This window comes from Armatimonadia bacterium (assembly GCA_039679385.1).
Taxonomy (GTDB): Bacteria; Armatimonadota; Zipacnadia; order Zipacnadales; family JABUFB01; genus JAJFTQ01.
Genome location: JBDKVB010000135.1, coordinates 1 through 13539 on the forward strand (window position 1 = coordinate 1; position 13539 = coordinate 13539).

Genomic DNA, 13539 nt, shown 5'->3' on the forward strand with positions numbered 1-13539 from the left:
CCTTCCAGGGCGAGCTTCAGGGCCTCAGTGCCGCTATCAGTGGTGACGACGACGAAGCCCTCGCGTTCGAAGTAAGGTCTGAGGATGTCGGTGATGGACTTCTCATCGTCCACCAGCAGTATGCGGACGGGTGCTTCAGGCACGGCGATCACCTCGGCAGGACTGACCCTCGACCGGCCTGGGACGGCGGGCGTTGATAGCGGAAAACGGCCACACGGGCACTTCGCCAAGAAAGCCTTAGGGCAGGACGCCGCGGGTGCGGTTCATCTCCGCCGGCGACCAGGGCAGCATCTCCAGCGCCAGCGGGTCGTCCGGGTTCCAGGCGAAGGCCGCCGACACCGACAGCCCTGCCCACTGGTCGACGTTGGGGTTGTCGGCCCAGGAGGTGTACAGCACTCCCAGGCACTTGCCGGACATCTGGCGGCTCAGGTTGCACTCCTGCGCCCAGTCCCAGTTGTTCTCCAGGTCGAACCACGGTGAGCCCGTCGTCTCATACCCACGCTTTGCCAGGTACTCGAGGCTCCGTGCCTCTTTGAGGTCGTCCCGCGCTGAGTAGAACCAACTACACTGGACGATGTCCTTGGGCGTGGTGTCATTCGCGGGCTCGAGCTCCTGTGCCGGTGCGTTGTGGTACGGGTTGAGGGCGTCGTCCCACATCATCACCCGCACCTGGGGATCGGCTTCCTTCACGTACCGCTGCATCCGGATCAGCTCGTCGGCAAACAGCTCCGCGTTGGTCAGGTGTCGCTCGCGGCAGCGACGGCAGGTGTTGATCCACCGGGGTTCGTCATGCCCGATGTGGACGTACTTGACGCCCAGTTCGCGGATCACCGTCGTGAGGGTGTCCCGCATGATCGCTTGCGTACGCGGATCCGAGGGGCAGTAGGTCACGGCCCCCGCCGGTGCGTAATCGTAGCTCAGTCGAAGGTGTGCGCCCGCCGGGATTCGTCCGCCGGGCAGACGCACAATCTGCCACGGCTTCGCATCTTCCGTGAAGGGGAAGCGTGTCTCGCCGGGGACGACCCCGTAATCGCGCCCTGCCGCGAAGGTGGTGCCCGCATCGTCTGTCAGCCGCAGGCTCTCGTCGACACGGACGAGGTTCTGCAGCCGTGCCGTCGCGGGCTTCACTCGCAGGTCACCGAAACAGGCGGTGCCCGTGGCGTCCTGGATGCGCAGGTAGATTCGGTACCAGCGATGGTCACCGGTATCCAGGGTCATCTTCGCGGGTGCCCAGTCGCGAGTGCCCTTGAGCCAGGTCGTCATGACCGCGGGGCTTCCCACGAGCTCATGGTTCTCGGTGATCCGGTAGATCTCCGCGTAGGCCCCGGCTCCGTCGATGCCCTGCAGCTTCAGGTTCATGGTGAACTGCAGCTCGCGCTTCGTGGGCAGCTCAAAGTCCTGCCAGACCCGGAGTTGGCCTTTCGTCGTGCGGCTGAGCTGCAGATAGCTGGGACCGGTCTTCACGGTCGCACCATCGGTCTCCGACCAGCGGTCAGCCTGCCAGCCGACGGGCCGACCCGCCGTGAGTTGCTCGAAGGAGGGGTTCGCAAGCGGCGGCGTCAGCGGCGCCAGGTCTTGCGGCCAGACCAGGTACTCGCGTCCGTCGTCGGGGACCGCCTCCCGTGCCTCGGGGGCAAGGGCCTCGCGCCGAGCGAACTGCACGGGGTGATCCTGCACGTACTTGGCCTCCACACACTGCGGATCGATCGCCAGCAGGTACATGCCCCAACCGAAGCTCTGCACCAGCGGAATCGGCTCGAGATGCAGGCTGCGCAAAGTCGCATAGTAGTCGCGGACGCGCGTCAGGTTGTCGCCCTCATGGAGATGGTAGAGGATGGCGTCCTCCATGACGACCGCGTTCAGCTTCAGCCGCGCATAGTACCTGGCACGCGCCAGTCGGTCGGGGTTTGCGGTGTCTCCGCCCTGATAGGTACCGCGGAAGGGCATTGCCGGTGCATCGTCGATCGTGAGTTGCGGGATGCGCCAGTGACCGTCGCCGGCCTTCGCACAGAGCTGTCGAAGGGTCTGCAGGCCGTACTGGCCGGCAGCCTCCTCGGCGGCGACCAGCACGATTCCCTCGGGGCGAACCGCGAGATGGTAACCCCCCTCGGGCAGCACGGTGGGAGAGGCGCTGACGGCGGTGGCAAGTGCTGCCGGTAGCGTCGAGGCTACGGCTCGCAGGCCCTCAGGGGTGCCGATCAACAGGCCGGGACCGGCGGCAGCCGTCAGCGCACGGGGCTCGATCACTGTTGCGTCGCCGGTGAAACCCAGGTCCTCTCGCACGAGCCCGAGGTTCAGCCCTTCAAGCTGCAGACCGGCCACTGCCACGGGGCTGTCGGCTCGCAGCACGCAGGCGGCCGTCTCGCCCGGCGTGTACTGGAGGCTCCGCGGACGCGGCACCAGGAATCGCCCGGTGTCCGCCTCGATGGGCAGCGGGCTCTTCTCGATTCGCTCGATGCGGAGGCTGGAGACCACGAAGCTCGTAGGCGGTTCCTGCGCGGTGAAGACGAGGGTGATTGCGTCTCGGCCGGAAACCGTGAGACGGCTCTCCACAGTCCGGTTGTAGGGCCCCAGGTACTTCTGCGGGCCGTCCTTGATGCCCCAGACCACACTGCCCTCCCGGACCGTGACGATGGCCCGCACCAGGTAGGTGGCCTTCGGGTCGAGTCCCGCGATCTCGTGCTGAAGGGCGTCGCCCTTCCCGGCTCCAGTTACGTACTGAGCCAGGCCGCCCGTGGGGTCCTCGCCGAGTGAGAAGACTGCATTGCCGGACTTCGCGTCGGTGGTCCAGCCGTCGGCGATCCCGTTGTGGTCGGCATCGCCATCGAGTCGCCAGTAGAGGAAGGGGGCAGCCTGCGCCACGGTGACTAGCGTCGCGGTTAGTGCGCAGATCGTCACGAGGACTCGCATCGCACGCATGGAGAGCCTCCAAGTGGGGCCAGATGAGCGTCACGTCTGGACGCCCAGTTCCCCGCTGGCGGCGGTCCACCTGCGCACCCCCCCTGAACCGAGAGGCGAACTCGCCCGTCCTACAGAACACCCGACTCAGGAAACCCTTGGTGGACGCTCTGCCCGGTGGTACCATCTAGCCGATGGGCCCAGGGATTGCAGTCGACGCTCACAAGTTCGCACCCGGTGAGGTGTCCACATGGTCCGTGCCGCAGCAGTGACCTCGGCCTCCCCAGGGAGAGCCGGATGATCACTCTCCCCGCTGTGGAGATGGCCGCGGGGCTGATTGCGCTGATCCTCACGGCGATGGCCTTCACCCATCTCTCCTGGGCCGAGGGCGCGTCGGAGCCCACACTGAGGGTCAAGTCCAGGGCTGTCGCACGGCGCCTGTTCCTCTGGGCCGGAGCCTTCTGGGCCGTCTGCTTTGCCTGCGCGTACCTATGTATGCAGTAGGCCCTCCTGCGGGTCTCACTCCTTCTCCGTAGTTCCCCACCTCAGCAGTCTCCTTCACCAGGTCCGCCGCTCCTGCAGGGACCGGGCAAGCTGGTGCGGAAAAGTACACCGCACTCGCGTGAACGCACTGCCACCGAACTCCGGATACGGGGGACTACCATGTTGCGTCTGCTCGGCCTCGCCGCCCTTGCCCTCAGTCTCAACGTACCGTGCCTTGCCCAGAAGCCTCTCCCCTGGCAGCAGTGGCTCCAGGTCCCGGACGAGGCCAAGACCAAGTCTCTCGACAGCCTCATGACCCTCCCGTGGAAGAACGTCGGTGGCAAGGAAGGCACGCTGGCGCTTTCGGAGGAGACAGGGCCCTGGGGAGGCAAGTACTTCAACTTCCACGTCAAGATCGACTGGCACAATGAGGGCGCGTACCCGCAGGGCTGGCCGGCCTTTGAGCTACGGCCCAGTCCCGCTCTCGACTTCAGCGGGTATGACGCGATCAGCTACTGGATCCGCTGCGAGACGAAGCTTGATCGTGCCCTCGATCTGCGCTTCATCCTCTGGTCCGGCGGGCAGGGCCGCCTCAACACCCAGATTCCGCCCTTCCGTCCGGGGCAGTGGGTTCGCGTCGTTCACCCGATCCGATCCTTCCCGCAGATGGACCAGGTGGACCGCATCCACTTCTTCCTCTGCGAGTCGGACTACCAGCACAACGACGAGATGACCTTCCAGATCGGCGGGTTCCAACTGTGCAACCTGAAGAAGGAGCTCTCCCATCTCGAACCCGGACAGAGCGCGATGGGACTGTGGCTCGGCGAGCGTGCCGACACCAGCGAAGGCATCGTCATGCTCGAACCCGGAACCAAGACCGTCCCGGCGCTGCTGGTCTGCGAGACGGCGAAGGAGACGACCTTCGCGCCCGAGGACGAGCTGCGCCTCAAGCTCCACGAGGTGTTCTCCGGCAAGGAGACGATCCAGACCCGCAAGCTCGGGCAGGCAGTGGCGGCCGGTCAGGTCAGCCGCCTGACGACGACGCTCGACACCTCGGCGCTGGAGCCCGGCTACTACCTGGTCGTTGCCGATGTCCTGCGCGACGGCAAGTCCCTCCTGGGCGGCCGTGTCGGCTGCGATGACCTGTATGTTCGCAAGCCCGGCGAGAGCATGACCTACACCGTGCTGTCCGTTCGCACGGGCATGGTCCTGTGGCTGCACGACCTTCTCTATGGCGGCATTATGGGCTGGGCGAGGACCTCGCTCCCGCACGTCTACGACCCGCTGGACAAGGCGACCTACCGCGACTTCCTGCGGGTGATGTCGGCAGCCACCTGGAAGCACACCGAGGGCAATGAGGCGGGCGATACCGGCCTGGCGCTGGCTGCCCAGGCCTTCCGCGAATCAGGCGACATGGTTCGCTGCCGCTTCACCGAGTGGCTCCTCGACGACAGCCTCGACCACATGATCAACCACATGCAGGCTCCCAGCGGCGGCACTTGCACCCAGGTCAACGAGCTCGGCACCAACGGCTACCGGGAGAACTGGGCGGCCGGCGGCTTCGACTGCGACTCCAACCAGACCGGCGAGTGGATGCGCGCCCTGACCTACGGCCTTATCTACTACAGCCGGATCCCGGAGAAGCGTGACCGAGCCCTCGAACTCAGCGCAGCCTGTCGCAAGGCCGGTGACTACCTGGTGGCGCACTCGCTCCAGAACTCCGACGGCATTCCGGGAGTGATGCGGCACCTGCGGCTGCAGGAGAAGCCGGAGGGCTCGGTGCGGCAGGTCGTCTACCAGCAGGAGGGCCGCCAGTGCGACGTGTACCTGGGTCGGGCGCTCGCCGGCCTGTCCTACTACGCCTACGCGATGCAGCTTCTGGGGCAGAAGGTCCCCGAGAGCTGGTGGCCGGTCCTGGACAACACCGTCCAGTGGTCGGAGTGGAAGATGAAGCCGAACGGGTGGTTTGACTGGCAGTGCGAGGACATCGTCGAGGGCGGCTGTCACACCTTCCTGGGCAATATCTACATCGCGGAGGGGACCTTCGGCTGCTACCTCGCGGACAAGTATGCAGGCCGTGAGGAGGCTGCTGCGAAGGCTGCCGCAGTGACGCTGAAGGGATACCGCTACGTCACGGATGACTGCTGGATCAAGGGCCGCAAGTACGAGTACCCGACCGAGTTCTGGGTCGGCCCCTACGTCTACTGGCTGTTCACCGAGTATCAGGACACCCTCGGCAAGGACCCGCGCCTCGGCGACTGGCTCACGGTTCTGGATCGGACGTGGTCGGTGGAGCGCGAGTGGCGCGACTACCTCGACCGCCCCACTGACGGCACGGGGTATGTAGGTCGCGCCGCCTCGAACGGGATGCTGAACGTGGCGGTCCTCGGCTACCTGGGCATCAAGCAGCTCGACGAAATCGGCCGCCCGCTACACTGGCCGACCGGTCCGACGGAAGGGAAGTAAGCGGGGCGCACACTCGCCTCAAGGCCTGCGCCACCTCAGGACAAGACTGAAGCGACAGACGGCTGTGAAAGAAGCGCAGGCCCCCGGTGTGGGGCCTGCGCTGTTTTTCGGTATCTGGCACGTCGTCGAGTGACGTTATCTTCTGATCTTGACAAAGACAAGCCTTTTGTCCTTAATAGATAAGGGTAGTATGTGTGATTTGTCTTCCATCGCCGAAGGCGTTGGAAGACTTCCGCACCAAGGTCTGGCGCGGCCCACAGGGGCCGCAGTCGTGTCCGCCCACTACGCTTGGTCCTGGAGGGTGGTCCCGGTGCGCAGACTAGCGATCCTTCTGAGTGCAGTCCTCGTCGTGGCCCTCTGCGTCGTCGCGGCACATTACATGATCGTGACGGCCCGTGCACCGGAGGGGACTGAGGCAATCGCCGCACCGCCCGTGAGCCAGCCCGGCACGGACGCCCCCGCGGGAACCCAGCAGACAACCCAGACAGGACCGACCGCCGACGTCACACCCGAGGCGACACGGGAGATTGCCGCGCGGCTCCTGAGTTGCGAACCGGCAGCCCTCAAGCTTGCCCGCACTCAACCGAAGCCCAAGAGCTACGCGTGGGGGAGGCTCGAGGAGGTCGCCTGGACGGGGCATTGCGCCCTCGGGAACTTCCCCGCGGCGGACCTTGAGATTCAGGTTGACCGTGTGGGGGCGTACGTGCGCAGTATCCGGTGGGAGTACCCGGCCGCACCCACGGCCTCAAGCGCGGACGGAGAACGTATCACAGCGGACGAGGCGGCGTCCCTCGCCCTCCAGTTCTTCACCAAGCGTGCGGGGCTTCCCGTCGGGAATAAGCCGCCCCGCGTCCGCAGACAGGGCTCGGAAGCCAACCCCTACCTCGTCTGCGACGTTAGCGGGTCCTACCCCGACGGCCGCAGGTTCCTCGCGTCCATGGGTAGGTGGGCACGAAGCCCGAGGCCAGTCCGCTATGACTGTGTGATCTTCCCTCCGGACCCACCGGCCACCTCAGCGGTGCGTCTCACGGAGGCCGACGCGGTGAAGGCCGCCGAAGCTGCGGTGCGTACCATGGGCAACCTGATCCCGGTGCGGTCAGAGGTGGTACGGCTGACCACGGCCTCCAACTATGCAGCCCGCGGGGTGCCTGTGTACGAAGTGGACCTTCGGATGGAGGTTGTGACACCAGGACGAGATGACCGACGCGCCGTGTGCCGCGACCTCTGGGGCGTGAACGCGACCACCGGGGAAGTCGTGACAACGGCGGATCTGGAGAAGCGCCGGACCACAGGGACGACGCCAGCACCGGAGAAGTAGGGCGGCCTGGGGCCACGACCCGATCGCTCTCACAACCGAATCCGTTCGCTGCACACAGCGCTCGAGGGGGAATGCGCAGTGCGTAAGGCACCGATCGTTGTGGGGGCAGTCCTCGTCGTGGCCCTCTGCGTCGTCGCGGCACATTACATGATCGTGACGGGCCGTGCCCCGCAGGGGACTGAGGCAATCGCCGCACCGCCCGTGAGCCAGCCCGGCACGGACGCCCCCGCGGGAACCCAGCAGACAACCCAGACAGGACCGACCGCCGACGTCACGCCCGAGGCGACACGGGAGATTGCCGCACGCTTCCTGGGTTGCGAACCGGCAGCCCTCAAGCCTGCCCCCACTCAGCCGAAGCCCAAAAGCTACGCGTGGGGGAGGACCGAGGAGGTGGCGTGGACGGGACATTGCGCCCTCGGGGACTTCCCCGCGGCCGACCTTGAGATTCAGGTTGACCGTGTGGGGGCGTACGTGACGAGCGTCCAGTGGCAGCACCAGGACGAGGCCGGTGCCTCAGCGGCCCCCACGACGTCCGTCACTGCGAAGCAGGTCGCGGCCATCGCCTACAGGCTTTTCACCAAGAACGCGGGACTTCCCCTTGAGGAAAAGGACCTCAAGGTGCGCGGAAACGGGGCGGAGAGCGCCGATGTCTATTTCTGTCAAGGCGATGGCTCGTACCCGGACGGCCGCCGCTTCATGGTCTTCGTCAATGTCTGGGCAAAGGGCGGCAGGCCCTTGGCGTACAGCTGCGTGACCCTTCCTCCGGAGCCCGCGCCGACGTCGGCAGTGCGAATCACGAAAGCGGACGCGGAGAGGATCGTGGCAACCAGGGCGCGTACGCGTCGCGAGCTGGAGAACATACGAACGAAGGTCGTGCGGCTAAGCACCGCCACCTGCTATGGGGACCCCGGAACGCCCGTGTACGAGGTGGAGCTACGGGCCGACGTGGTATCGCAGGGCCGACCGGACATGCGCGCCGACTACTACGACATCTGGGCTGTCAGCGCGATCACGGGCGAGCTTCTGCCGTCGCCTGCCGCGGCGAGAAGCTCCGCCGCGGCGAGAAGCGCCGCCTCTGGGACAACGCCGACACCGGAGAAGTGAGACCAGTGCCTTGCGGCGCCGCTTTGCTCCCACCTTGCGGGCACAGAGCGGCGCCCTTTCACCAACCCAGCAGGTACCCTCTGCCCGGCTCGGTGGCGAAGGTCGTGCGGTCGCCTGCGTGCTGGAGCGCAACCCTCCCGCCCGCTGCGTCCTTGACCACCAGCGTGCCGGTCGGGTCGTACACGGTGCAGTCGCCGGCCAGGGAGGAGTGTATCGTCGCAGCGGTCAGCTTGCCTCCCTCCCAGGCCATGTCAACCGCGAAGCCGCCGCGAGCCCGCAGGCCGGTCACGGTTCCCCTCGGCCAGGACGAGGGTAGCGCAGGTAGCAGTCGCAGCACTCCCTCGTGACTCTGCAGTAGCATCTCGGCAATGCCTGCACAGCCGCCGAAGTTGCCGTCGATCTGGAAGGGCGGGTGTGCGCAGAACAGATTCGCATAGCTCCCGGAACCGCCGCCGGCGTAGTTGAACCCCAGGTCGCCGGTGGGGCGCAGCAGGTCGTGCAGGAGCTTGCAGGCCCGGTCACCCTCCAGCAATCGCGCCCAGAAGCTCACCTTCCAAGCCAGCGACCAGCCGGTTCCTGCATCACCACGACGCTCCAGGGTAACACGTGCCGCCTTCGCCAGATCAGTCGCAACGCCCGGCGTCAGCTCATCATAAGGGTACAGACCATAGAGGGGCGAGACGTGCCGGTGGTGCGGTTCCGCCTCGTCGTAATCCTCCAGCCACTCCTGAATCTGCCCGTGCTTGCCGACCTGATCCGGGGCAAGCCTGGCACGGGCCTCCGTCAGCTTGCGGCAGAAGTCGGCGTCGATGCCGAGGATCTGCGCGGCCTTCGTGCAGTTGCCGAACAACTCGCGCAGGATCTGCATGTCGATGGTCGGCCCCAGGCAGATCTGGCCGGTGCGACCGTCAGGAAGGCGATACGCGTTCTCCGGGGAGTTCGAGGGCGCCGTGACCAGCCAGCCGTGCCGGGGTTCCTCGATCAGCATGTCCAGGTAGAACTGCGCCGAGGCCTTCATCACCGGGTACGCCCACTGCAGATACTCGCGGTCACCGGTGAAAGCGTAGTGCTCCCAGAGGTGCTCGCAAAGCCAGGCCGAACCGCTGCAGGTGGCGCCCCAGGAGGCCTGCTCGCCCGGAGCCGTGAAGCCCCACACGTTGGTGATCACGTGGGCAACCCAGCCGTCGGCGCCGTAGTACTTGCGGGCCGTGCGACTGCCTGGCTCCTGGAGTGAGGCGATGAGCTTGAGCAGGGGCTCGTGCAGCTCCGAGAGGTTGGTCACCTCCGCCGGCCAGTAGTTCATCTGCACGTTGATGTTCAGGTGGTAGTCGCCATTCCACGGCGTCGTGACGCCCTCTGCCCACAGGCCCTGGAGATTCGCCGGCAGCCCTCCGGGACGCGACGAACTGAGGAGCAGGTAGCGTCCGAACTGGAAGTAGAGTGCCGCCAGCGACGGGTCGTCCTGTCCCTGGGCCGCGGCAACGAGCCGCCGATTGGTGGGCAGCGCCGCGACCTGTGGATTCGCCGGAAGGGTCAGGCTCACGCGGCCGAAGTAGGACTGGTAGTCGGCGATATGGCGAGAGTGTAGGTCCTCCCACGGGCGGGCTGCTGCCTTCTCAAGGTCCGCCAGACTGGCAGCTTCGGGGTCGGCGGTGTGACGCCCGGCGAAGCCCTGGTAGTCGGTGGCGGCGGTGAGGAGGATCACGACGGAGTCGGCCCCTCGAACCGAGAGAGCAGTGCCCTTCGCTTCGACTGTGCCGCCGGTGTTCATGACCCGGCAGCGTGCCGCGTAGCGCATCCCCTTGCCGTCAGTGCCGTTCTCCAGTTGCCCACTCATCAGCAACTCGCGCTCGGACACGGCCTGGGTGGCGAAGCGCTCAGGCCGGTCGAGGCTGAGGTCGAAGGTGACCTTGCCGGGCTCGTCGGCGGTCAGACGCAGCACCACCGTCTGGTCGGGAGCGCTCACGAAGCCTTCGCGCCGATACCGCACGCCTCCCTGAGTGTAGGTGACCGTCGCAGTAGCGGTGGAGAGGTCGAGCTCGCGGCGGTAGTCGGCCACGTCCTGACTCGCGTCGGGGAAGGTCAGGTGCAGATTGCCGAGCACCTGGTAGCAGCCGTAAGGCACTTTCGCCCCGGAGCCATGTCCCGACCCGGCTCCCTGGCAGGTGAAGGCCGCCATGACCGCCGCCTGGGCCTCGAGGTTCTTGCCCTCCAGCAGCAGGCGACGAATCTCGGGCAGTCGCGCAGCGGCATCGGGCCGGTCAGGGTCTTGCGGCCCGCCCGACCACAGGCTGATCTCGTTGAGGATTAGCCGCTCCTGGGCCACACCGCCAAACATCATCGCGCCCAGCCGACCGTTGCCCAAGGGCAGGGACTGCGTGAACTGGGTCGCAGGCTCCTGGTACCAGAGCAAGAGCGGCGGTGCACCGGCGTCCTGGGCATGCACGGTCATGGTCATCACCATCGCAGCAGACAGAATCGGCAGGAGTCCTCGCAGACGCACAGGCAGTCACTCCTCCGGAGCACTCTCACCTCGGCTGGTGCTCACGCGCACAGGTCCGCGTGCTTTGGTCAAGGTGCCGTGGGCCTGACGTCGGCTTCGGTTCGTGCGGGCACCCACTGCACGCCGCTCACCTCGAAGCTCGAGCCGTCGTCCTTGTACTCGTTGCTGAGAGGACAGAAGACCCGCGACTTGATGGTGCCGGCCTGGGTGTCGATGGTGAGCAGCCGCACAGGGTTTGTCCGCGAGTCGTGATAGCACTGCACGAACTCGTAGATGGCGTTGCCGCTATCGCCCTTGTCCATGCGATAGCCGTGGCTGCCGGCGTGCCCGCTGAAGACCAGGCGGACGTTCGGATAGGGCTTCACAAGCTCGTCGAACACATACTGGGGGCTGTTGTCGCCATATCCGCCGTTCGACTGCTGGATGAGCATGCCCTTCGGGCTTGGTGTCAGGAAGGAGTGCGTCAGCAGGATGACGTTATGCGCCGGGTGCTGCTCCACCACGGTCTTTGCCCAGGCCACAGCACCTGCGCGGGGCCAGAGCTCGAGGTTGATCACCAGCCAGTCAAGACCGCCGGCGTGGAAGGTGTGCCAGGCGTTGTCGATCTTGCCCGCCTCCCACACACCACCCAGCAGCTTGAAGCGCGAGAGCGGGAAGTAGCTGTTGAAGACCGTGGTGATCCGCTGGTTGTCGTGGGTATTGCCCGGCCGGGCACTGCCGCCGGGGTGTTCCGGTGTGCCTCCGGTGGCCTGTGTGTCATGGTTGCCGAGGGTGAGGATGTAGGGCAGCTCAGCCCGGTCCAGGATCTGCAGCGCCGCACTGGCGCGTTCATATTGCGCGTGGTCGGCGGTGTCCCAGTTGAGGAAATCGCCCACCTGGAGGAAGCACTTCAGCCCCAGCTCGTCGCGGTGGTCCACCAGCCACTGGAACCGGTTACTCAGCCGGGTGTCCTGTGGATTCAGCACCTCTTGTTGCAGGTCGGGCGCCACCGCGATGGTGAAAGACGTCTCCTCGGCTGCGCCCATAGCCACGCCGGCAACCGCCAGCCATATCCCCAGCGCGAGCACCCAGCACGCCCTTAGTCGTGGTCTCCGCATGTTGCCCTCCTGGTCTTCACGTGTGCAAGTCTGCGTACAAGCCGGCGAGTTGGACCTGTCTGTCGTCGGCTTTGGTACGAGGGCTCTGCAACCAGCCTCTGCTCGCCCTGGATACGGTGTTCGCCCCCAGGGAGCAAGGTCCCTTCGGGCACGGCGAGAGACGGCAGGTCAAGGTTGCTGCGAGGCGGAAGTCTTCGAGCAGTCCTGCTTTGCCGGCATATCCGGTCCGGCCGTCCCGGAGGGAGAAGGTCACCCAATGAGTTGGTTACTGACTGCCGCCACGCTCACCTCGATGTTGCTTGCCGCCTCCGCCCAGGCGCAGAGTCCGCAGTGGATCGGCGCCGCAACAGTGCCTCCGGTGGGCCAGGAGATCACCTTCAGCGGCACGCTGGATCTGCCCAAGAACCCGAAGATTGCCCTGGCTCGCGTGGCGGCCTATGACCGCTACCGACTGGCGGTGAACGGCAAGCCCGTCGGCCTCGGCGACACCCCCTGGGATGCCGAGACGCACGACGTGAGCAAGCTGCTGACCGCCGGGCAGAACCGGATTGAGGTAACCGCAACGGCGGAGGTCACGACCACCGCAAACTGCTGGCTCTGGCTCCGGCGCAAGCTGCCGACGCCCGGGAGCTTCAGCCGTCTGACCTTCAAGACGCAGAACGCGACGGGCAACGAGTGGCTCTACCTCGAGGTCGTGGATGACAAGGGCAAGGCTTCCGGGTTCTACTGCCTGGAGCGCAGCCACCCGGACCTCTCCCTCGGGACCAGCGGCAAGCTCGCGGAGCATACCATCGACCTTCTCGCCGATCCACGGCTCGCGCACGGGCCCCAGGCCGGTTCGCAGGAACAGTGCGACTTCTCGCACCTTGTCTCCATCGCGATCCGGGTGGACCAAAAGGACATCTACAAGTGCCCGAGCGGCCAAGTGGAGCTGTCAGAGATCAAGCTCAGCGGCGACACAACCGTCGACCTGACCGACCCGACAGCCTGGCGACTGGAACCGGAGCGCGGAGAGTGGCGGCGCAGTGCTCTGGAGGCGACCGCCGACGGAGCGCTCAGGCTGCGCTATGACTTCTCTCCCGCGCCGGACCCCAAGATCGCCGTCGACGTGCAGGCCTGGGACGAGAACGGGCAGATCGGCCGACTGGTCAGTGGCCCGCAGTGGAAGGCGGTCAACACCCCCGTCCAGGTGACAAGCTCTCCGGCAAGCAGCTTCGCCTGGACACGACTGGAGCTGCAGGGCCCTGCCGACAAGGTCTCGTCCGCGACCCGACCGGGAGTGCGCGTTGACCTCGGAGGTCTGGACCGGTGCACCGTCGGGGAGATGCCGAAGGGACGAGTTCTTCTCTGGGCCTTGGAGGCCATGCCCGGCGCACAAGTGCAGGTCAGGGCGGAGAACTGGTCCGGGAAGGAAGTCTTCCGGACGGTCCTTCCGGTAACCTGGGAGAAGGCTGAGGGGCAGGCGAGTTTCGAGGTCCCGGCCTTGCCGAGAGGGCTGTATCGGTTCACGGCGACCCTCGTGGGAGAGCCGGAAGCGGAACGTCACACTGCGCTGGCGGTGCTTGAGCCCGGTCAGACCCGCGTGAGCAGCATCTTCGACACGCTGACGCCGGTTGCCAAGGGTGCGCCGTGGCACGGCGTGGATACGGGCTGGAACGGTACTCCGGCCA

Annotated in this window: 9 protein-coding genes; 5 read left to right on the forward strand and 4 right to left on the reverse strand. The window is 66.2% G+C overall.

What is annotated here, in order from left to right:
* Both ABFE16_15070 and ABFE16_15075 read right to left on the reverse strand, forming a co-directional pair.
* Positions 1 to 122: DNA-binding response regulator (locus ABFE16_15070; GenBank protein MEN6346620.1), on the reverse strand; the 122-nt coding region annotated here is incomplete at its 3' end.
* A 115-nt stretch (positions 123 to 237) separates the two neighbouring features.
* Complete coding sequence (locus ABFE16_15075) at positions 238 to 2919, reverse strand: glycoside hydrolase family 20 zincin-like fold domain-containing protein (GenBank protein MEN6346621.1); 2682 nt, start codon at positions 2917 to 2919, stop codon at positions 238 to 240.
* A gap of 276 nt (positions 2920 to 3195) precedes the next feature.
* Here ABFE16_15075 and ABFE16_15080 point away from each other — a divergent pair, with 276 nt between their 5' ends.
* The 4 genes from ABFE16_15080 (at position 3196) to ABFE16_15095 (ending at position 8269) form a co-directional block, all read left to right on the forward strand.
* Positions 3196 to 3402 carry a hypothetical protein gene (locus ABFE16_15080; GenBank protein ID MEN6346622.1) on the forward strand — a complete coding sequence of 69 codons (207 nt, stop codon included), beginning with the start codon at positions 3196 to 3198 and terminating at the stop codon, positions 3400 to 3402.
* 159 nt (positions 3403 to 3561) lie between these two features.
* On the forward strand, positions 3562 to 5847 hold the full coding sequence (locus tag ABFE16_15085) for a hypothetical protein (protein MEN6346623.1): 2286 nt from the start codon (positions 3562 to 3564) through the stop codon (positions 5845 to 5847).
* A gap of 310 nt (positions 5848 to 6157) precedes the next feature.
* Complete coding sequence (locus tag ABFE16_15090; GenBank protein MEN6346624.1) at positions 6158 to 7165, forward strand: hypothetical protein; 1008 nt, start codon at positions 6158 to 6160, stop codon at positions 7163 to 7165.
* 78 nt (positions 7166 to 7243) lie between these two features.
* Positions 7244 to 8269 carry a hypothetical protein gene (locus ABFE16_15095; protein MEN6346625.1) on the forward strand — a complete coding sequence of 342 codons (1026 nt, stop codon included), beginning with the start codon at positions 7244 to 7246 and terminating at the stop codon, positions 8267 to 8269.
* A gap of 58 nt (positions 8270 to 8327) precedes the next feature.
* On the opposite strand, the gene ABFE16_15100 is transcribed toward ABFE16_15095, so the two are convergent.
* Positions 8328 to 10772: a glycoside hydrolase family 95 protein gene (locus ABFE16_15100; GenBank protein MEN6346626.1), complete on the reverse strand. Its 2445-nt coding sequence runs from the start codon at positions 10770 to 10772 to the stop codon at positions 8328 to 8330.
* Positions 10773 to 10840: 68 nt separating this feature from the next.
* On the reverse strand, positions 10841 to 11869 hold the full coding sequence (locus ABFE16_15105; GenBank protein ID MEN6346627.1) for a metallophosphoesterase: 1029 nt from the start codon (positions 11867 to 11869) through the stop codon (positions 10841 to 10843).
* 256 nt (positions 11870 to 12125) lie between these two features.
* Between ABFE16_15105 and ABFE16_15110 the strand changes: the two genes are divergently transcribed.
* A partial coding sequence (locus tag ABFE16_15110) for a hypothetical protein (protein MEN6346628.1) occupies positions 12126 to 13539 on the forward strand: 1414 nt, incomplete at its 3' end.